Raw genomic sequence first — 18,356 nt, forward strand, 5'->3', positions numbered from 1 at the left:
CATGGCAGTGTTAAAAGCAGTGGGCCTGCAGAAGAGCTACAAGCGCCGCATGGTGGTGAGTGACGTCAGTCTTGAAGTGGGCACCGGCCAGATTGTCGGCCTGCTCGGCCCCAACGGGGCGGGCAAGACCACCTCCTTCTACATGATCGTGGGGCTGGTACAGCGCGATGCCGGTCTCATCACCATCGACGATCAGGACATCAGCTTGCAGCCCATGCATGTGCGGGCGCGTAACGGCATCGGTTACCTGCCGCAGGAGGCCTCCATCTTCCGTCGCCTGTCGGTGTTCGACAACCTGATGGGCGTGATGCAGACCCGCAAGGGGTTGAGCCGTGAGGAGCGTGAGGACAAGGTTCAGCAACTGCTGGAAGAGTTCAACATCACCCACATTCGCGACAACCTGGGTCAGAGCCTCTCCGGCGGTGAGCGCCGTCGGGTCGAGATCGCCCGTGCGCTGGCGGCCGAGCCGCGTTTTATTCTGCTGGATGAACCCTTTGCAGGGGTTGACCCGATTTCTGTGATAGACATCAAGAAGATCATTCAGCATCTGAAAGATAGAGGCCTTGGCGTCTTGATTACCGACCACAACGTCAGAGAGACTCTGGACGTATGTGAGAAGGCCTATATCGTCAGCCACGGCAAGATGATTGCCGAAGGTGCACCGGCTGACATCCTTGCCGATGAGCAGGTCAAGCGCGTCTATTTGGGCGATCAATTCAGTCTATAGTAAGGGGGCATGCCTTCATTTCCTTTGACGAGTGCCTCGCTGAACATAAGGATATCCCGACGTAGATGAAGCCGACATTACAGTTGCGTCTCGGTCAGTCCCTGACCATGACGCCGCAATTACAACAAGCGATTCGTCTGCTCCAGCTCTCCACTCTGGAACTTCAGCAGGAAATTCAGCAAGCGCTCGAAAACAACCCTCTGCTGGAGCAGGAAGAGAGCGAGGCGCAAGAGACCAGTCCGGAAGCGCCGGTCGATGCCAGCCAGCTGGACTCCAGCGATGCCATGGCTCAGGAGCAGATGCCGGACGAGTTGCCGGTGGATACCACCTGGGACGAGGTTTACTCTGCCGGCACCGCCCAGAGCGCGGGCCCCATCCATGATGGGGAAGATAGCGTCTATCAGGGTGAAACCACCGAAAACCTGCAGGATTATCTGCTGTGGCAGATGCGGCTCACACCGTTCAGCGATGTGGATGCCGCCATCGCGCTCGCCATCATCGATGCCATCGACGAATCCGGTTATCTGACCGTTGCGCTGGAGGATATCCAGGCTGCCGTCACCAGCGATGACGTAGAGGTGGAACTCGATGAGGTCGAGGCGGTACTCAAGCGGGTGCAGCACTTCGATCCGGTCGGTATTGCTGCCCGTTCTGTGCAGGAGTGTTTGCTGATCCAGCTGGATCAGTATGACCCGCAGACCCCCTGGCTCAACGAGGCCAAAGAGGTGATCCTCGAGCATATGGAGCTGCTCGGCAACCGGGATTACCGCACCCTCGCTCGCAAGACAAAACTCAAGGAGAGCGACCTCAAGGAGGTGCTGGATCTGATCCAGCTGCTGGAGCCGCGCCCCGGCAATGGCATCATCCAGAGCGACTCCCAGTACGTGATCCCCGACGTCTCCGTGGTCAAGAAGGGCAGCAAGTGGGTGGTCGAGCTCAATCCCGACTCTGCCCCCCGCATCCGGGTCAACGAGACCTATGCCGCCATGGCCCGCAACGCCCGCAGCAGCACCGACACCCAGTTTATCCGCTCCCATTTGCAGGAAGCCAAGTGGTTCATCAAGAGTCTGGAAAGTCGCAATGACACCCTGCTGAAAGTGGCCAGTTGCATTGTCGAGCAGCAACAGGGCTTTTTCGAGTATGGTGAAGAGGCGATGAAGCCCATGGTGCTCAATGACATCGCCGAAGCGGTAGAGATGCATGAGTCGACCATCTCCCGGGTGACGACCCAGAAGTACATGCATACCCCCCGTGGTATCTTCGAATTGAAGTTTTTTTTCTCCAGCCATGTGAACACCGAAGGAGGAGGAGAGTGCTCATCGACCGCAATTCGCGCGCTCATCAAGAAGCTGGTCACGGCAGAGAATCCTGCCAAGCCGTTAAGTGATAGCAAGATCGCGGATTTGCTGGCCGAACAGGGTATTATGGTGGCGAGACGCACGATCGCTAAGTATCGCGAATCCTTGTTTATCCCACCTTCCAATCAGCGCAAACGCCTGGTTTAGGCAAACAAAAGGATGATGTTATGCAAATTAACCTGACCGGACACCATGTCGAGATCACCGAAGCTCTGCGTGATTATGTGAATAACAAATTTGCCAAACTCGAGCGTCACTTCGACCACATCAACAATGTTCATGTGGTGCTTAGCGTGGAAAAACTGAACCAGATAGCGGAAGCCAAATTGCACGTCAGCGGTGGCGAAGTGTTTGCCAACTCTGAACATGCCGATATGTATGCTGCGATAGACACCTTGCTCGACAAGCTGGACAGGCAGATCATCAAGCACAAAGATAAGTTAAATAAAAAATAACCATGCAACTTGAACACATACTGAGTCGGGACTGCACCAAGAGTGCAGTCCCTTGTACCAGCAAGAAACGCGCCCTCGAAATCATCAGCGAGCTGGCCGCCGAACGCCTTGGCACCTCCCGTCAGGCACTGTTCGAATGCTTGCTGGCCCGCGAAAAAATGGGTAGTACCGGGATCGGTGCCGGTATTGCGATCCCCCACGGTCGCATTGACGATGAGTTCCCGCCAACCGCGATTCTGATGACCTTTGCCGACCCTATTCCTTTCGACTCCATCGACAATCAACCGGTTGACCTGCTGTTTGCCTTGCTGGTGCCGGAAAGCGAGTGCAAGCAGCATCTCAAGACCCTTTCTCTGATGGCTTCCAAGCTGGGTGACAAGGCGGTTTGCCGCCAGTTACGTCAGGCAACCAGCGACGAAGAGCTCTATCAGATCATGACCTCGGCCTGACAGCAGGCCAAGGATGAGACACCCGTTTTGGCGTGAGGGAACAAGATGCAGTTAATCGTGGTAAGTGGACGTTCGGGCTCCGGTAAAACGGTAGCCCTGCGAGTGCTGGAAGATCTGGGTTACTACTGTGTGGACAACCTGCCGGTCAATCTGCTGCCCCAGCTGATTGTCTCGGTGGAGAGCCAGTACGACAAGCTGGCGGTCAGTATCGATGTGCGCAACCTGCCGAGCGATCCGGAGAAACTGGAAAATCTGCTGGCTCAGGTGCGCAATGAGGGGCGGGTTGAGTTCTCCAGCTTCTTCTTCGACGCCGACAACGGCACCCTGCTCAAGCGCTATGGTGAGAGCCGCCGCTTGCACCCCCTCTCACGCAACAAGCTGTCGCTGGATGAGGCGATTCGGGAGGAGACCCACCTGCTGGCGCCCATCTCCTCGACCGCTGACCTGCGTATCGACACCACCACCCTCAGCATTCACGACCTGAGCGAGCTCATCAAGACCCGGGTGCTTGGGAAGAAAGAGAACGAGCTGGTGCTGGTGTTCGAGTCGTTCGGCTTCAAGTACGGCATTCCCAAGGATGCCGACTTCGTGTTCGATGCCCGCTTCCTGCCCAATCCGCACTGGATCCCCGAGCTCAAGCCGTTTACTGGCAAGGATGAGCCGGTCGCCAACTACCTCTCGGCACAAGCTGACGTGATGCTGTTTACCCAGCAGATCGAAAACATGCTGGTGACCTGGTTGCCCCATCTGGAGCGCAACAATCGCAGCTACCTCACGGTCGGCATCGGTTGCACCGGCGGTCAGCACCGCTCGGTCTTTATTGCAGAACGGCTGGCCAGTGCATTCCGTTTGCTTGGCAAGAACGTGCAGATCCGCCACCGCACTCTCGACAAGAGTGCCCCCCAATCTTGACGGACCAATAGGACGACCCGATGACTGTTTCCGCCTCGGTTGAAGTGAAAAACAAGCTGGGTATTCATGCCAGACCTGCCATGATGCTGTTCGAGCTGGTGCAGGGTTTCGATGCCCACGTGCTGCTGCGCAATGAAGATGGTGTGGAGGCCGATGCTGACAGCATCATCGGCCTGCTGATGCTGGATTCCGCGCAAGGGCGGCAGGTGGAAGTCCAGGTTGAGGGCCCCGAAGAGGTCGAGGCCTTGGCCGCCGTGGTGGAGCTGTTCACCTCCGGCTTCAACGAGGAGTAGTCACTCCTCGTTTTATGTTATGAACCGGTACGCGCCAGCGCTTTGAAGCTGGCAAAATCGCGACAAGCCAGCAGATTCCTGCTGGCTTTTTCGTTCATCAGTGCCAGAAACAGGTCGTAGAGACCCATCGCCTCCTCGTAGTCGGCCTTGCTGATGGCCAGCACGAAGATGAGCGTCGCGATTTCCCCGTTCCCCCAGTCAATCCCCTGCGGTGCCAGCACGGTGTAAACCAGAGTACGGCGCGCCAGCAGACCGAGGGAGTGGGGCAGGGCGATCCCTTCTCCCAACATGGTTGAGACGATCCGCTCCCGCTCCTGCAGTGAGGCTCTGAAGCCACTCTCCACCAGATCTTCCGCTTCCAGCTGATCACAGATGCGGGCAAACAGTTCGGCCTGGGTTAGGGGCTCTTTGACCACCATGAAGTGGTCGGCATCGAAATATTTGTCGAGCATGTAGGGGCGGGTGCGGTCGATCAGCACCAGCTTGCCAAGCTGCTCCAGCTGGTATTGGGTCGGGAAGGGGGCAACGAGTACCACGGGGGCGTTTTTTTCGTTCACCTTGACGGTACTGATGACAAAGTCCTGCGCGATCCGTGCCAGTCCTTCATAATCCCGCACCGACTCCAGCGTGGTCAGCTGCAACTGGGGATACTCCCGCTTGATGCGTGCTTCCAGCACCCGGAAGGTGGCGTTGCCCGCATCGCAAAGCAATAGCGCCTGCGGGCGGCGGGTATAGCCGATATCGTAATGGCGCTCCAGCCCGACCCCGATATGGATCACCAGATAACCGATCTCGTGGTGGGTCAGTCGGTAGGGGGTCTGCTTGATCCACTCCGAAATGGCCGCCAGCGTGATGTCGTAGGCGAGGGGATAGTACTGCTTGATGTGATCGGCCAGCGGGTTGTGGTTGCCAATCTGGTATTTGACCCGTAGCAGCATGGCGCTGATATGGGTTTGCAGGTCGGCCCGCAGCTGTTGGTCGCCTCGCAGGTCGTAAGGGTAGTGTTGATGAATGTAGGCCAGCAGATGCTCCACCAGCTGTTCGCTCTCGGCGGCCATCGCCGGGCTGAGCTGGGGAGTATCGGCAATCAGGCGCGCCTGGATCTGGATGGCGAGACCGGCGAGCTCGTCCTCTACGGGGGGCGTCAGGGTGGGTAATACCGCATATATATCGCGAGATACTGCCAGCAGCGGCAGAGTCAGATCCTCGCTGGCGAAGTGGCGCAACTCGTGACCGGATGCCTGACGCAGCAGGGCAACGGCGCAGTAGATGGCGAGCTGCTGCAGGCTCTCGTCAGCGAGACGCAGCTGATGTCGGGCAAGCTGGGCATGGATATGATTGCCCACTACCTCCATCGTCTTGCTGGGGCAAAGGTTGGGCAACAGGGTTTGCAACTGGTTGTTGTGCAGCAACTCCTGATAGAGCAGTTGGGTTAAACAGGCCCGGATCGCCGTCTCCTCCCCCTGAATGCGCATCCCCAGGCGGGGTTTGCTCTCGACGCTGAGCCTGAAGTGGCTGAGTTGCTCACGGACTTCCGCCATATCCCCCTGCAGTGCCGCCCGGCTCAGATACCAGGTATCAGCCAGCTCATCGAGCTTGATCCCCTGCTCTGCCGTCAATAGCAGGATCTGCAGGTGCAGCACCCGCTCGCGGCTGGTGCGTGGCAGGCCGCTATCCTGACCCTGGGCCGCCAGCAGGGCGTCGAACAGTCCCTGATTGTAGATCTTGAGCTGGTAGCCGCTGCCACGCTGGTGGATCAGGTGAGCGCCGTGCGTGGCAATCAGTTCGTTGAGGGTCGCCACATCGGTGCGCACCGTGCGGGTGGAGACATTGAGGCGGCGAGCCAGCTCCTCCTGTGGCAGCGGTTCGGCATAGAGCTGGATCAGCAGTTGATGGAGCCTGGGGTGTGGCAGCTTAATCATAGGGGATATGCAAGACTCCTGTTGCGAGATAAAGGGTCGATGTTAACAAGTGGGTCATCAACAAGCCAGGCACCGGTCAGTGATTGAACCGGCGCCCGTGACTGCCATCAGGCCAACAGTCGTTTCACTATGGCCAGCAGAGTCCGCACATCCTCGGGGCGAGTGTGCCCGCTCGCGCTGTCGATGATGGAGCTGTAGACGTGCGGGATCACCTTCTCGACTCCGGCGTCCAGCGCAATCCGCACTATCTCCTCGAAGTTCTCTAGATCGATGCCACCAGTCGGCTCTAGCCAGAAGTTGTTGCGGGCACAAGCCTCGGCCACTGCCTGATACTCGTCGCGGCAGGCCAGCCCACCCATGGGGAAGAACTTGACCGAGCTGCCGCCCATGTCCTTGAGCAGGGCAATGGAGGTATCGATGGGCACTATGCCATCGGGCTGCCCGGCGCTGAGCGGGCCGGTGGAGATCTTCACCATGCCCGGCATGCCGGTGGGGGAGATCAGGCCGTTGACCAGCGTTTCCGACTGGCCGAGCAGCGCCCTGCTGGCGCCAACGCCGGTGAACACCTGGTTGACGTGCTGGGGCTGTAGCTGGCAGGCCAGCTCGGCCACCATGGCGGATTGACGCGGATCTCCGGCCCCCAGACCGATGGAGAGAGCGTTATCGATAAGCTTGGCGTACTCCTTCATATCGGCAACTGCAGAGGGGATATCCGGGTAGTTTTTGGAGAGCACACCGACCAGCACGTGGCCTTCGGCTGCGTCGTACACCTCGACGGCATTCTCTTTGGAACCTGCCAGCACGTTGAGACAGACCCGATCACGGTAGTAGTTGGGGGTAAGGGACATCAGCGATTCTCCTGAACGAGGTTGGCAATGGCGGTGTGGATTTGGTCGAGCTGGGGCACGGTGACGCTGCGCACATCGATCTCGATGTGCCCCTCGTTGGCCTTGTAGCCGCGGCAGTAGATGGCAGGCGTGCCCTGTTGCAGACGGCTGACGACCTGCACTGTGGTCATGCCGATCTGTTGGTGGTCAAAAGCGATATCGGTGCGGGCAATGTCGCGTCCTGCGCTGTCCCATACCACCTTGGCGGTGACGCCGGGCAGCTGGTTGAGGTGCTCGATGAAGGGGCTCATCTTGGCGACCATGGCGGCTCCGCTCTCTTTCTCTTTGGCCAGATAGCGCTCGATGGCGTGGGTCAGGCCGAGGATCCCCTCCTTGCCCACCTTCATGGCGCGACCGATGCCATTGGCCTGCTGTTTGACCCACTCCACGTACTGACGCTTGCCGAGCACCAGCCCGCTGGTGGGCCCTTCAATGGCTTTGGCGCCGCTGTAGATGACCAGGTCCGCCCCCTGGTTGTAGTAGAGGCGCAAATCCTCTTCGGCAGCCGCATCGACGATGAGCGGGAGCCCGTGGGTCTTGGCCACCTCGGCGGCCTCTGCCACCGACAGAATGCTCTTCTGCACGCAGTGGTGGGACTTGATGTAGAGAATGGCGGCGGTACCGGGGTTGATGGCGGCGGCCAGCTGGGAAGGGGAGCACTCGTTGGCGTAACCGGCTTCCACTACTTTGCCGCCACCCAGATTGACCATGGTACCGACCGGGGCGCCGAAGTTGACGTTATGGCCCTTGGGCAGCACTATTTCACTCGGCACCTCATGGTGATGGGCATGCAGGTGCTCGAGGCGGTAGGGATCGCCGCGCACTATCATGGCGGCGACTGACTGGGCGATGCCGGCGCTGGCACAGGAGACCACCACCGCATCTTCCACATCCAGTAAACCAGCCAGATAGGCGCCGGTCTTGTTGACCAGATCCTTGACCTCGAAGTAGTGGCCCAGGCCAAAATTGACCGCATCGACCACCTCCTGCTCGGGGGTGGAGACGCCGAGTATGGTCATGCGCCCGGAGGCGTTGATCACCGGTTTGAGCTGATATTTCTCATAAACAGAAGGCATGGTGTGATTTCCCATAGTGAGTCAGAACCAGTTCGCCACCGACCAGGGCGGCGAGAGGCTGCAGTTGTTGGTCACCGCTGCGGGACTGGGCTTCGGTATCGGTAAAGAGCGTCGGGCCGCTCATGACCTCGAACAGGGTCAGATCGGCATCGGCGCCCACCTCGAGTCGTCCCTTGCCGGGCAGACGCAGGGCATCGGCGGCTTGGCTGGTGACGCAGGCGATCACCTGCTCCAGGGTCATGCCGATGGCGAGAAACTTCGACATCACGTGAGCCAGGCTGTAGACGGGGCCCTTGATGCGGTTCTTGCAGTAGATGTCCGAGCTGATGGTGTGAGGCAGTATCCCTTGCCGGATGGCGGTCTCTGCCACCTCGAAGCTGAAGCTGGCGCCGCCGTGGCCGATGTCGAGGCGCAGACCCCGCTGCATCGCCTCGCGCACCGCGACCCGCAGCTCACCCGCCGGGGTCAGGATGCGGTTGGGCTTACCGTTGAAGCAGTGGGTCAGCAGATCCCCGTCTCCCAGCAGGGCGACTATCTCGTCGAGATCCGGCGGCGTGTTGCCCACGTGCACCATGAGCGGCAGCTGGCCGTTGTCCCGCTGGATTTGTTTAGCCATGCGCAGGGGCTGCAGGCCGTTCTCGCCCACCACGCTGCCGCTCATCCGCGCCTTGATGCCGACGATGAAGGAGGGGTGACGCCGAATGGCCGCCTTGGCCAGCTCAGGGTCTATGTCGGCGGGGTTGGCCAGTTCGTTCTGGCGCAGCAGGCCGATGCGGGAGATGTTGAGCAGGGCATGGACCCGGGTCTTGCAGCCAGCGGCGAGGCGCTGGAAGTCGTCCACGTCGTCGGCCCCGGTGCTGCCCGCGTCTATGACTGTGGTGACACCGGACTCGACGCCCACCTTGTCCGGCTCATCCTGATAGATGGGGGAGGCGGGGTAGCAGTGGGTGTGACCGTCAATCCAGCCAGCGCTCACATGAACCTGTCCGGCTAGTGTGAGGGTTCGCTTCGCCTCGGCCGACTCTGGTAGTGCCCCCAGCGCCGCTATCTTGCCGTCCTGGATGGCGATGTCGATGAGCTGGCCATTTCCCTGGCGTCCCGCTCTGATGATCATGTCATACATGGTGATGACCTCTGAAATGCCGCCCCGAAGGGCGGCGGGGGCTTAGGCCAGGGCAACCGGGAAGAAGGTACCGAGCAGCATGGCACCCAGGATGGCGCCGCCTGTGATGGGCTTCTCCCAGATGTAGAACAGCAGCGCTCCCGCCAGGGAACCCAGCCCTATGGGGATGGAGGCCCCCATAGCGGAGAGGATGATCAGGGGGCCGAGGAAGCGGCCCGAGCTGTTGCCAGCCCCCATCATCACATCCGCCCCGTAGGTGGAGTTGCTCTGGTTGATGGTGAACTTGCGCGCCAGGATGATCACGTAGCCGATGGCCAGGCCTATGGCCATGCCGGTGACCAGGGAGGCGCCGAAGTTCTCCACCGGGTAGACGATGCCGGCACCCAGCAGCAGGGCGGGAACCCCCAGGCCGACGCCGGTCTGGATGGCGCCGCCGATATCCAGGATCCCCACCAGGGAGCCCTCTATGATGCGGGCAAACAGGAAGCTGGCACCGAAGGCTGCGACCGCGCCGTAGGCACCTGTGTCCATCCCGGCTTTCAGCATGGCGACGAAGGCCACCTCGTTGAAGGCGCCGACCCCGTACAGGTAGAACATGTGGGTCCCGGCAAAGACTCCGGCCGACAGCAGACCGACGAAGATGGGGAAGGACCAGTCGGCGTACCAGAAGTTGTTTCTCAGTTTCTCATCCATGGGTAAGCCCTTATTTACTGCCAAGCAGGAGATGGACGTTTTCCAGCCACAGGGGAATGCCCAGGTGGAAGGACTCAATCAGTTTCATATCGAAGCCGCGGAAGAAGCCGCTCAGCACGAACAGCAGCACTATGGCGCTCATCATCACCTTGGTGACGTGGTTCCAGCCGCTCTCTTCCACGCCCTTGCCGATCAGGATGCCGAGCACCAGACCCGGTACCGCGTTGCCCATGATGAGCTGTGCCAGACCGCCGAAGATGGTGGCCCAGAAACCGGACTTCTTGCCCGCCTCAATGGCGGCCAGCCAGAAGATCACCGGCATGACGGTATTGACCAGCAGGTTGGCAGCCGGTACCAGCACCTTGACCGCAGTGACCTGCAGGGCGGCCGGGACGGCAGCAGCCGTACTGTTGAGGAAGGCGACCACGATGGCACCTATGATGCCGCCGGCGATGGCCATCTTTTTCGGGTCGTGCAGAGTGGTGGCGAGATCCCGATTTTTGAACAGCAGTGCCGCCGTGGCCCAGTGCGGGATGATGCGGTGATCCACATCCTGGGTGAAGGCGCCTGCCGCCACGGTCGAGGCCCAGGCGTTGAAGAAGAAGCCCAGACCAAACGAGAAGTGGGAAGCGGGATCCCCCTCGCAGGAGTTAAGTTCGCCCAGGGTGCGGAAGGCACCCATGCCCTGTACGGTCGGGGCGTGGAACATCCGCGCCGCGCCGGCCCCCACCCCGACGCCAACCAGGCCGCCAATGATGAGTGACTTGATAAAAATGATTAGAAACATCCAACGTATCCTTCTTGTGGGGTTGTGCCTGCGCAGGCATCACACCTGGGTGAACGTCACCTTGGCGACATCCAGACTGGTGACCTGAACCTTGATCTCCAGCTGGACGCGGTATTCGCAGCGCTGGCGCGGCAGGAAGAAGAACAGGAACTTCTCCACCCGGACCGACTCCTCGGCTTTGAGCACCTGTACATCGACCGGCTCAATGCGCAGCAGTACCTGCTGTTTGTCCTTGAGCAGTGTGGGTTGCACCTGGCTGAGGGCGGAGGCAAACGCCTGCTGGCGGGTCGTCCCTTTGCCGTTGACGATGACCTGGGTGGTGAAGTTCTCTTTCATCAGGCGCGTCCGTGCTTCTTGGCGAAGGCTTCGACCAGCTTCTGGCCCAGCTCTTCCTTGTCCATGAAACCGAAGCCCAGCACCACGCACCCTTCGTTGATGGCGGTGACGCCCTCTTCAACAGAGCGCATGCCGTAGCGGCACTTGTAGCCGTATTTGGTCTGGGCTGTGATGGCACCGGCGCCGCCGCTGCCGCAGAAGGAGATGCCGAGATCCGCCTGCTCCTTGTTCATCACATCGCCGAGCTTCATGTCAGCGGCCATGCCGGGGATGATGGTCACGTTGGCCCCGGCAGCTTCCGCGCCTGCGCCCACTTTCTGACCCTTGCCGAGACGGTCTCCAATCACGAGTTTGATGGCTGTCATATCGATTTCTCCTTGAGTTACGGGTTCTGCACCGAGCTGAGTTCGTTTTCTTTGGCGACTTCAAAATGGACGGACAAGAGGTGTGCCTCCTCATAAGCAAGCTGATCCAGCCAGCTGACGACCTGTTCGGCGAGACGCAGTGAGAGGGGGGAGATCTCTTCAAATAGGCTGAGGTCAACTTCTGGCAGGGGCTCGCCACTGTGGGAGCGCCACACCATGGCTTTGACATGGGAGGCTAGCATCTGCCGTTGCACCTCGTTGGGGATGATGCCCTGTTCGGCCAGCAGGGGATAAATGCGCGCGAGGATATGATCGGTCTGGCGCAGCAACTCCGGGCTGTTCGGGGTCAGGGTCTGGTCGTGAGTCTCTGTTTGCAATGTCTGCTCTCCAAGGCTGGCAGAAGGTATGGCGTTACCCTAAGCCTGCGCGTCGATGTGGAGGAGGCAGCGTTTTTCCGATTCGAAGCGGAAATTCCTGAGGAAATGGCCCCAAAGTGATCGTTTGGATACTGAAAAGACAAAAGGAGTGCTTATTGGGGCCTGTTTTGTGTGATCGGTAGCGCACAAATAGGGGGGCGGGGGCAGGGCAAGCGTTGCGGGAAACTGTGAGTCATCTCACGATAAGAGACGTAGCCGAGGGGACAGATATGGAAAAGGGCGGTTTCCCGCCCTTCTCATAAAAAGGAGTGACGCTAGCTGGCCGATGCGGCGCTCGAGCTGGCCGTTCTCTGCTGATAGCGCAGGTCTTCCTCTATGGTGACCACCACTTCCAGCGGCTTGCCGGAGCGGAATACCGAGATGGTCAGCTTGGTGCCGGGGCGGCTCTCTACAATCTTGTCCATGGCGCTGCGTACGCCACTGATGGCCTCTCCGTTGATCTTGAGCAGCACATCCCCTCGCTGCAGGCCGCCTTTGGCCGCCGGGCCGTTGGGATCCAGACTCTCCACCACCAGACCACGCAGGTCGCCGAGGTTCATCATCCGCGCGACTATGGGGTTGATCTCGACACTGGAGATCCCGAGGTAGCCGCGGATCACCCGGCCGTTGGCGATCAGCTCATCCATGATCCGTTTTGCCAGCCGGTAGGGGATGGCGAAGCTGATGCCGTAGCTCTCCTGATTGCCGTTGAGGTGATAGGTGGCGGTGTTGATACCCACCAGATCGCCACGGCCGTTGACCAGCGCGCCACCCGAGTTGCCCTCGTTGATGGCGGCATCGGTCTGTAGCAGATCCTGGCGGCCATTGCTGTCGGGTCCCATGCTGGAGAGGCCGGTACGGCCGGTCGCACTGATGATGCCCTGAGTGATGGTCTGGCCGACGTTGTAGGGGTTGCCGATGGCGAGCACCACATCCCCCACTTCTGGTAGCCGCTCGGGATCCTGCGGGATCACCGGCAGGTTGTCTGACTCGATATAGAGCACGGCGAGGTCGGTGAGCTGATCGGTGCCGACCAGCTCGGCACTGAAGACCCGACCATCCTGCAACGCGACGATGATCTGGTCGGCATCGGCGATGACGTGGTAGTTGGTCAGTACATAGCCGCGCTGATTCATGATGACGCCAGAACCCAGCCCTTGCGGGCGCAGTTCCCCCTGATTGCCCTGATTGGGGGCAAAGCTGCGGGTGTAGATGTTGACGACGGCAGGGCCTGCCCGATGGGCGGCATAGGAGAAACTCAGTTCACGGGCATTGGTGATGATGCCGGGCAGTTGGGCACCACCGCGAAAATGGGGAAACAGCAGCAACAGCAGCGCCGCGACGGTCAATCCAAAACCGACAGACTTGCCCAAGTAACTGACTAAAGGGGGGATTTTCATGTCATTCTCATCCGTACAGGCTGCGCGCAGAGAATAACACTATCGATGGATAAAAATCACCCGCGGTGAAGGCCGCGGGTGATGGAGGGGCTGGCGAACAACTTGAGCGTTAGCGGATCACCAGATAGAGCGAGGAGTCGCCGCGCTGGATGTTGAGCGCCAGCACGTCAGGCTTGTTCTTGAGCGCCTTGGTCAGCTCGCCCAGGGTGTTGATGCGCAGGCGGTTGACCCCGATGATGATGTCACCCTTCTGCAGGCCGGAAGCGGCTGCCGGAGAGCGAGGATCAATATCGGCCACCGCGACACCGGAGACCGGGTCGGTAGTGGTGCTCAGCTTGGCCCCTTCCAGTGCCGGATGCAGCGCGCTGGCGCGTACTTCGCTGTCATCGGCCTGCTTCAGGGTCACCTTGGCTGTTTGTGACTTGCCATCGCGGATCAGTCCCAGCTCGACCTGCTTGCCAGCGCCCATGGTAGCGATCTTGGCACGCAGCTCGCCGAAGGAGCGAACCGGTTTGCCATCGATGCTGACGATGATATCGCCGGCCTTGATGCCCGCCTTGTCGGCCGCCGAATCAGGCATGACCTGATTGACGAAGGCACCATCCTTCTTGTTGTAGCCGAAGGTTTTGGCGATGTCGGAGGTGAGCTCGGTGCCGGTAATACCCAGCTGGCCGCGACGCACTTCACCGTACTTGACGATCTGCTCGGTCAGATCCCGCACCATGTTGGAGGGGATGGCAAAGCCGATGCCAATGTTGCCGCCGTTCGGGCCCAGAATCGCGGTGTTGATACCGATCAGCTCGCCACGCAGGTTGAGCAGGGCGCCGCCGGAGTTACCGGAGTTGATGGCCGCATCGGTCTGGATGAAGTTCTCCAGATTCTCGATGTTGAGGCCGCTGCGACCCAGCGCACTGACAATACCGGAGGTGACTGTCTGGCCCAGACCAAACGGGTTGCCGATGGCCAGTGCATAGTCACCTACCCGCAGCTCATCGGAGTCGGCGAACTTGATCTGTACCAGATCCTCTGCCTTGATTTGCAGCAGAGCGATGTCGGACTGCTTGTCTTCACCGATCTTCTTGGCTGCGTACTCACGACCATCCTTCAGATTGACCTTGATCTCGTCCGCCTCGTGAACCACGTGGGCGTTGGTGATCACGTAACCCTTCTTGGCATCGACGATGACACCGGAGCCGAGCGCCTGGAATGGCTGCTCGCTCACCTGTTCATCGGGCATGTTGGGGCCGAAGAAGAACTTGAACTGTTCCGGCAGACGCTGACGGGTAATTTTTTTGCCAGAAACCGAGATATTGACCACCGCCGGGGTGACCTGTTCGAGAACAGGCGCCAGGCTTGGCATCTCCTGATTTGAACCTAACAGGGAAGGCAGTGCAGCCTGAGCAGGGGCCGCAGACATGGCGATACCGACACTGAGGGCTAGCACACTGAGCATGGAAAGAGGTTTACGCATATGAAAAACAGCTCCCAGAAAAAGTTGCATTGCAATCGTCAAGGTCAGACCACGGGACTGGCCAATTAGTTCCGCGAGGAACTAGTTTGGTTGCTTGAGCAGTCCGGAAGAGGCGCCAGCATAGTCGCGAGGCGGAACGCCCGGCTCTTCTGCCACATTGGCAGGGGCTTCTTCTACCAATGATTCGCGGAACAGCGGTTCCTGCGCCTTGGCCAGGAATTTGCTCTGCTCGGCCATGTGGCGATAGAGGGTCTGATACTGCTCGGCCAGTTGCTCCATCAGGGCGGCACTGTCGGCGAAGTGGGTGTTGATCTGGCCCTGATAACTCTCGAGCTCCTTGTGGGCCTTCTTCAGTTCCTGTTCGAGACGGCCAGCATCGCGGCTACGCACCGAAAAACGGCCGAGAACGATACCGATAATCAAGGCCGCGACAGCCAGCAGGATCCCAGTTAACAGACTCATAGATGCTCCTTGTTACAGCTAAAACAGAGTGGGTTTATGCGGTCGTCATAACCGCCATGCCTTGATGGCACTATACCGTGCGTCCTGAGGCCGTGATACCATTTTGTCCTCGATTCAGGGACTTGGAGAGGCGCTCAAGGATGACACCGCAGCAAAAATACCAGCAGGATCTGCTGCGCCCCGGCTTTGTGGCCGACCCCGCACAGGGGATGGCCATTAGCAGGCTGGAGCGACTGTATCAGGATTTGCTACGGCGCCCGACTCCGACCAGATCTCGAGGGCTGCTGGGGTGGCTACAAAAGCCCAAGCCGCCGGAGCCCGTCCTCGGTATCTATATGTGGGGCGGAGTGGGCCGAGGCAAGACCTGGCTGATGGATACTTTTTTCGACAGCCTGCCGGGGACGCGCAAGATGCGCAGCCATTTCCACCGCTTCATGCACCGCATTCACGATGAGCTGCAGGGGCTGAGCGGGCAATCCGATCCCCTCAAGCTGGTGGCCAGCAAGCTTGCCAGTGAAACAGACATCATCTGTTTCGACGAATTTTTTGTCTCCGACATCACCGATGCCATGTTGTTGGGCACGCTGTTTCAGGAGCTGTTTGGTCACGGTGTCGTGCTGGTCGCCACTTCAAATATTCCGCCGCATGATCTTTATCGCAACGGGCTGCAGCGAGCCCGTTTTCTGCCAGCTATCGAGCTGATCGAGCGTCATTGCGAGGTACTTAACGTAGATGGCGGTATCGACTATCGCCTGCGTACGCTGGAACAAGCGGAGATTTATCACTGCCCGCTGGACTTGCAGGCAAAAGCCAATCTTGACCACTATTTTCAGCAATTAACCGGTGGGAACACGGCTTGCGAGGGGACGTTCGAGGTCAATCATCGTCAGCTGAGGTCGCTCGGGATGGGGGAAGGGGTGCTCTATATGGAATTTGAGCAACTTTGTTGTACTCCCCGCTCCCAGAACGACTATATCGAGCTGGCCAGGCTGTTCCATACCGTTCTGCTGGCCAATGTGCAGCCAATGGGCACAGGCACGGATGACGCGGCTCGCCGCTTCATTGCTATGGTCGATGAGTTCTACGAACGGCATGTCAAACTCATCATGTCGGCGGCGGTTCCCATGACAGAACTCTACGGCGAAGGGCTGCTGAATTTCGAATTCAAACGCTGTCTTTCACGGCTTCAGGAAATGCAATCGCACGAATACCTTGCCAGAGTGCACCTTCCTTAGTCACAATACCGCGCCTGCCAGTCGGATGGGCATCTGCGGCAGGTAGGGCCGGGCGACATTTGCTGGTTTCATGGCAGTGAAATTAGCAGGTGATATTTAAGGCAACTTCACTTATAATCGCCCGGCCCACGTTACAGCTGTCGATAAGACAGCAACACTTTAAGCTTTACTTGTATTCGAAGGGGTACAGGTAGGCCATCGTTTGTTGTTTGTGGGAGAGCCCCCATAAGCAATTGGGTCTGTAACAGGTAATTGGGTTTAACTTAATGAAAACTTTCGTTGCCAAGCCAGAAACCGTAAAACGTGACTGGTACATTGTGGACGCAGAAGGTAAAACTCTGGGTCGTATCGCAACCGAGATCGCTGCTCGTCTGCGTGGTAAGCACAAAGCTGAGTACACTCCGCACGTTGACACCGGTGATTACATCATCGTTGTAAACGCTGAGAAGGTACACGTAACCGGTAAGAAATTTACCGACAAAATGTACCACGCTCACTCCGGTTTCCCGGGTGGTATCAAGTCAATCAGCTTCGACAAGCTGATTCAGCGTAAACCGGAAATGGTAATCGAAGCAGCCGTCAAAGGCATGCTGCCGAAAGGTCCTCTGGGCCGTGCCATGTTCCGTAAACTGAAAGTTTACGCAGGCGCCGAGCATGCTCATGCTGCTCAGCAACCTCAAGTACTGGATATCTAATCGGGAACTGGCAACATGGCAGAAAATCAATACTACGGTACCGGCCGTCGCAAAAGCTCCACTGCTCGCGTATTTATCAAAGCGGGTAGCGGCAAGATCGTAATCAACCAGCGCTCCCTGGAGCAGTACTTCGGCCGTCCGACTGCCCGCATGGTAGTTCGTCAGCCGCTGGAACTGGTTGAGATGACCGAGAAACTGGACCTGTACATCACCGTTAATGGTGGTGGCATCTCCGGTCAAGCTGGTGCGATCCGCCACGGTATCACTCGTGCTCTGATGCAGTACGACGAAACCCTGCGTTCTGAACTGCGTAAAGCTGGCTTTGTTACTCGTGATGCCCGTAAGGTTGAGCGTAAGAAAGTTGGTCTGCACAAAGCTCGTAAGCGTCCGCAGTACTCCAAGCGTTAATTCGCTTTTGGTACTCACTCTTTCGAGTGTCAAAAAAGCCTGGCAACCGCCAGGCTTTTTTATTGGTAATATTACCGACATCAATGCTAACCACGCGTCACAAAAGACAAAAAATTGTTTCTTTATTGTTTTCATTGCTCATCGCTCTTTCTTGTCAAGTTGTTATCTTTTCTTTAAAATTTCCCCTGTTTTCTGTGGCAATTGTAAATCCAGCTTCCGCCGCTGTTGTCACGGGAAAAATGGGGAACAGGGACACTATAAGAATGTGCGGAGTCCACATGGGAGAGTTTTTGGATGAGCAATGCGCCAGTTGATACCGGTCGCCGCAGATTTCTTACCTGGTCAACGGTTGCCGTTGGTGGGGTAGGAGCTGCGTTTACCGCAGTGCCGTTTATAAAGTCATGGAATCCGAGCGCCAAGGCCAAAGCAGCCGGTGCGCCGGTTGAAGTCGATATCAGCAAGTTGGAACCGGGTCAGCTCATCCGTGTCGAGTGGCGAGGCAAGCCTGTCTGGGTGGTGAAACGCACCAAACAGACGCTGGATGCCTTGGCCGCGCATGATGACAAGCTGCGGGATCCCTCATCTGAAGAGCCGCAGCAGCCTGACTATGCCCATAACGGGTACAGATCGATTAAGCCCGAAATTTTTGTCGCGGTCGGTATTTGCACCCACTTGGGGTGTTCACCTTCCTATCTGCCTGACAGCTTTGGCGAGCAGGTGCAGGGCGTTACGTCCGGCTTCTTCTGCCCGTGCCATGGCTCCAAGTTCGACATGGCCGGCCGTGTGTTCCAGGGGGTGCCTGCACCGCTGAACCTGGTCATTCCGCCCTATCAATTCATTAATGACACCACCATCCAGGTCGGTGCCGATGGCAAGGAGGCCTGAC

At 58.7% G+C, this 18,356-nt stretch carries 22 protein-coding genes; 10 read left to right on the forward strand and 12 right to left on the reverse strand.

The features are described from left to right. The first annotated feature begins 1 nt into the window (after position 1). The 6 genes from lptB (at position 2) to npr (ending at position 4,194) form a co-directional block, all read left to right on the forward strand. Positions 2-727: an LPS export ABC transporter ATP-binding protein gene (gene lptB, locus ACTG2U_RS14845; protein WP_005336333.1), complete on the forward strand. Its 726-nt coding sequence runs from the start codon at positions 2-4 to the stop codon at positions 725-727. A gap of 65 nt (positions 728-792) precedes the next feature. Beyond that, a complete protein-coding gene (locus ACTG2U_RS14850) occupies positions 793-2,232 on the forward strand; it encodes an RNA polymerase factor sigma-54 (RefSeq protein ID WP_005336331.1) in 1,440 nt (479 codons plus the stop codon). Between the two features lie 20 nt (positions 2,233-2,252). Continuing rightward, positions 2,253-2,540: a ribosome hibernation promoting factor gene (gene hpf / locus ACTG2U_RS14855; RefSeq protein WP_005336323.1), complete on the forward strand. Its 288-nt coding sequence runs from the start codon at positions 2,253-2,255 to the stop codon at positions 2,538-2,540. A 2-nt stretch (positions 2,541-2,542) separates the two neighbouring features. After that, positions 2,543-2,989: a PTS IIA-like nitrogen regulatory protein PtsN gene (ptsN, locus tag ACTG2U_RS14860; protein WP_005336322.1), complete on the forward strand. Its 447-nt coding sequence runs from the start codon at positions 2,543-2,545 to the stop codon at positions 2,987-2,989. 45 nt (positions 2,990-3,034) lie between these two features. Further along, complete coding sequence (rapZ, locus tag ACTG2U_RS14865; RefSeq protein WP_021231839.1) at positions 3,035-3,901, forward strand: RNase adapter RapZ; 867 nt, start codon at positions 3,035-3,037, stop codon at positions 3,899-3,901. 20 nt (positions 3,902-3,921) lie between these two features. Next, the gene (gene npr, locus ACTG2U_RS14870) at positions 3,922-4,194 is read left to right on the forward strand and encodes a PTS phosphocarrier protein NPr (protein ID WP_005336318.1); all 273 of its coding nucleotides are present in this window, start codon (positions 3,922-3,924) and stop codon (positions 4,192-4,194) included. Positions 4,195-4,211: 17 nt separating this feature from the next. Here npr and ACTG2U_RS14875 read toward each other — a convergent pair whose 3' ends face one another. From ACTG2U_RS14875 to ACTG2U_RS14930, 12 genes are all read right to left on the reverse strand, one after another. Continuing rightward, on the reverse strand, positions 4,212-6,116 hold the full coding sequence (locus ACTG2U_RS14875; RefSeq protein ID WP_439974674.1) for a BglG family transcription antiterminator: 1,905 nt from the start codon (positions 6,114-6,116) through the stop codon (positions 4,212-4,214). A 107-nt stretch (positions 6,117-6,223) separates the two neighbouring features. Next, entirely contained in the window at positions 6,224-6,964 is a 741-nt protein-coding gene (gene dagF, locus ACTG2U_RS14880) for a 2-dehydro-3-deoxy-phosphogluconate aldolase (protein ID WP_439974675.1), read from the reverse strand. Next, on the reverse strand, positions 6,964-8,079 hold the full coding sequence (locus ACTG2U_RS14885) for a DgaE family pyridoxal phosphate-dependent ammonia lyase (RefSeq protein ID WP_439974676.1): 1,116 nt from the start codon (positions 8,077-8,079) through the stop codon (positions 6,964-6,966). The genes dagF and ACTG2U_RS14885 overlap by 1 nt, the downstream gene beginning before the upstream one ends. Next, on the reverse strand, positions 8,063-9,202 hold the full coding sequence (locus ACTG2U_RS14890) for an amidohydrolase/deacetylase family metallohydrolase (RefSeq protein WP_439974677.1): 1,140 nt from the start codon (positions 9,200-9,202) through the stop codon (positions 8,063-8,065). Before ACTG2U_RS14890 ends, ACTG2U_RS14885 begins: the two co-directional genes overlap by 17 nt. 42 nt (positions 9,203-9,244) lie before the next feature. Next, positions 9,245-9,895: a DUF4310 family protein gene (locus ACTG2U_RS14895; protein ID WP_025328524.1), complete on the reverse strand. Its 651-nt coding sequence runs from the start codon at positions 9,893-9,895 to the stop codon at positions 9,245-9,247. Between the two features lie 10 nt (positions 9,896-9,905). Continuing rightward, positions 9,906-10,682 carry a DUF4311 domain-containing protein gene (locus ACTG2U_RS14900; protein WP_439974678.1) on the reverse strand — a complete coding sequence of 259 codons (777 nt, stop codon included), beginning with the start codon at positions 10,680-10,682 and terminating at the stop codon, positions 9,906-9,908. Positions 10,683-10,721: 39 nt separating this feature from the next. After that, positions 10,722-11,018, reverse strand: coding sequence for a DUF4312 family protein (locus tag ACTG2U_RS14905; RefSeq protein ID WP_335843610.1), 297 nt, complete (start codon positions 11,016-11,018; stop codon positions 10,722-10,724). Continuing rightward, positions 11,018-11,383, reverse strand: coding sequence for an SFCGS family glycine-rich protein (locus ACTG2U_RS14910; RefSeq protein ID WP_005355141.1), 366 nt, complete (start codon positions 11,381-11,383; stop codon positions 11,018-11,020). Before ACTG2U_RS14910 ends, ACTG2U_RS14905 begins: the two co-directional genes overlap by 1 nt. Positions 11,384-11,400: 17 nt before the next feature. Continuing rightward, complete coding sequence (locus tag ACTG2U_RS14915; RefSeq protein ID WP_005355140.1) at positions 11,401-11,760, reverse strand: transcriptional regulator; 360 nt, start codon at positions 11,758-11,760, stop codon at positions 11,401-11,403. A gap of 314 nt (positions 11,761-12,074) precedes the next feature. After that, on the reverse strand, positions 12,075-13,199 hold the full coding sequence (gene degS / locus ACTG2U_RS14920) for an outer membrane-stress sensor serine endopeptidase DegS (protein WP_005336297.1): 1,125 nt from the start codon (positions 13,197-13,199) through the stop codon (positions 12,075-12,077). Between the two features lie 109 nt (positions 13,200-13,308). Beyond that, positions 13,309-14,670: a Do family serine endopeptidase gene (locus ACTG2U_RS14925; RefSeq protein ID WP_005336295.1), complete on the reverse strand. Its 1,362-nt coding sequence runs from the start codon at positions 14,668-14,670 to the stop codon at positions 13,309-13,311. Between the two features lie 81 nt (positions 14,671-14,751). Next, on the reverse strand, positions 14,752-15,132 hold the full coding sequence (locus ACTG2U_RS14930) for a YhcB family protein (RefSeq protein WP_005356646.1): 381 nt from the start codon (positions 15,130-15,132) through the stop codon (positions 14,752-14,754). Between the two features lie 140 nt (positions 15,133-15,272). Here ACTG2U_RS14930 and zapE point away from each other — a divergent pair, with 140 nt between their 5' ends. The 4 genes from zapE to petA all read left to right on the forward strand — a co-directional run bounded on the left by zapE (position 15,273) and on the right by petA (position 18,355). Then, positions 15,273-16,367, forward strand: a complete 1,095-nt coding sequence (gene zapE / locus ACTG2U_RS14935; RefSeq protein WP_439974679.1) for a cell division protein ZapE — start codon at positions 15,273-15,275, stop codon at positions 16,365-16,367. 266 nt (positions 16,368-16,633) lie between these two features. Beyond that, a complete protein-coding gene (gene rplM / locus ACTG2U_RS14940) occupies positions 16,634-17,062 on the forward strand; it encodes a 50S ribosomal protein L13 (RefSeq protein WP_005336289.1) in 429 nt (142 codons plus the stop codon). Between the two features lie 15 nt (positions 17,063-17,077). Next, positions 17,078-17,470, forward strand: coding sequence for a 30S ribosomal protein S9 (rpsI, locus tag ACTG2U_RS14945; protein WP_005336286.1), 393 nt, complete (start codon positions 17,078-17,080; stop codon positions 17,468-17,470). Between the two features lie 294 nt (positions 17,471-17,764). Beyond that, positions 17,765-18,355 (forward strand): ubiquinol-cytochrome c reductase iron-sulfur subunit, encoded by a 591-nt coding sequence (gene petA, locus ACTG2U_RS14950; RefSeq protein WP_005336284.1) that lies wholly within the window; start codon positions 17,765-17,767, stop codon positions 18,353-18,355. Position 18,356: the final 1 nt, after the last annotated feature.

Origin of the sequence: Aeromonas sp. 95A (assembly GCF_051919235.1) — a bacterium.
GTDB classification, from domain to species: Bacteria; Pseudomonadota; Gammaproteobacteria; order Enterobacterales; family Aeromonadaceae; genus Aeromonas; species Aeromonas veronii.

Excerpts from the sequence above, each read along its gene's own strand:
- zapE (WP_439974679.1), top strand. The coding sequence starts at position 15,273 with ATGACACCGCAGCAAAAATACCAGCAGGATCTGCTGCGCCCCGGCTTT.
- degS (WP_005336297.1), bottom strand. The coding sequence starts at position 13,199 with ATGAAAATCCCCCCTTTAGTCAGTTACTTGGGCAAGTCTGTCGGTTTT.
- ptsN (WP_005336322.1), top strand. The coding sequence starts at position 2,543 with ATGCAACTTGAACACATACTGAGTCGGGACTGCACCAAGAGTGCAGTC.
- ACTG2U_RS14905 (WP_335843610.1), bottom strand. The coding sequence starts at position 11,018 with ATGAAAGAGAACTTCACCACCCAGGTCATCGTCAACGGCAAAGGGACG.
- rpsI (WP_005336286.1), top strand. The coding sequence starts at position 17,078 with ATGGCAGAAAATCAATACTACGGTACCGGCCGTCGCAAAAGCTCCACT.
- ACTG2U_RS14900 (WP_439974678.1), bottom strand. The coding sequence starts at position 10,682 with ATGTTTCTAATCATTTTTATCAAGTCACTCATCATTGGCGGCCTGGTT.
- ACTG2U_RS14930 (WP_005356646.1), bottom strand. The coding sequence starts at position 15,132 with ATGAGTCTGTTAACTGGGATCCTGCTGGCTGTCGCGGCCTTGATTATC.
- dagF (WP_439974675.1), bottom strand. The coding sequence starts at position 6,964 with ATGTCCCTTACCCCCAACTACTACCGTGATCGGGTCTGTCTCAACGTG.
- ACTG2U_RS14875 (WP_439974674.1), bottom strand. The coding sequence starts at position 6,116 with ATGATTAAGCTGCCACACCCCAGGCTCCATCAACTGCTGATCCAGCTC.
- hpf (WP_005336323.1), top strand. The coding sequence starts at position 2,253 with ATGCAAATTAACCTGACCGGACACCATGTCGAGATCACCGAAGCTCTG.
- rplM (WP_005336289.1), top strand. The coding sequence starts at position 16,634 with ATGAAAACTTTCGTTGCCAAGCCAGAAACCGTAAAACGTGACTGGTAC.
- rapZ (WP_021231839.1), top strand. The coding sequence starts at position 3,035 with ATGCAGTTAATCGTGGTAAGTGGACGTTCGGGCTCCGGTAAAACGGTA.
- ACTG2U_RS14885 (WP_439974676.1), bottom strand. The coding sequence starts at position 8,079 with ATGCCTTCTGTTTATGAGAAATATCAGCTCAAACCGGTGATCAACGCC.
- npr (WP_005336318.1), top strand. The coding sequence starts at position 3,922 with ATGACTGTTTCCGCCTCGGTTGAAGTGAAAAACAAGCTGGGTATTCAT.
- petA (WP_005336284.1), top strand. The coding sequence starts at position 17,765 with ATGAGCAATGCGCCAGTTGATACCGGTCGCCGCAGATTTCTTACCTGG.
- ACTG2U_RS14895 (WP_025328524.1), bottom strand. The coding sequence starts at position 9,895 with ATGGATGAGAAACTGAGAAACAACTTCTGGTACGCCGACTGGTCCTTC.
- ACTG2U_RS14910 (WP_005355141.1), bottom strand. The coding sequence starts at position 11,383 with ATGACAGCCATCAAACTCGTGATTGGAGACCGTCTCGGCAAGGGTCAG.
- lptB (WP_005336333.1), top strand. The coding sequence starts at position 2 with ATGGCAGTGTTAAAAGCAGTGGGCCTGCAGAAGAGCTACAAGCGCCGC.
- ACTG2U_RS14850 (WP_005336331.1), top strand. The coding sequence starts at position 793 with ATGAAGCCGACATTACAGTTGCGTCTCGGTCAGTCCCTGACCATGACG.
- ACTG2U_RS14890 (WP_439974677.1), bottom strand. The coding sequence starts at position 9,202 with ATGTATGACATGATCATCAGAGCGGGACGCCAGGGAAATGGCCAGCTC.
- ACTG2U_RS14925 (WP_005336295.1), bottom strand. The coding sequence starts at position 14,670 with ATGCGTAAACCTCTTTCCATGCTCAGTGTGCTAGCCCTCAGTGTCGGT.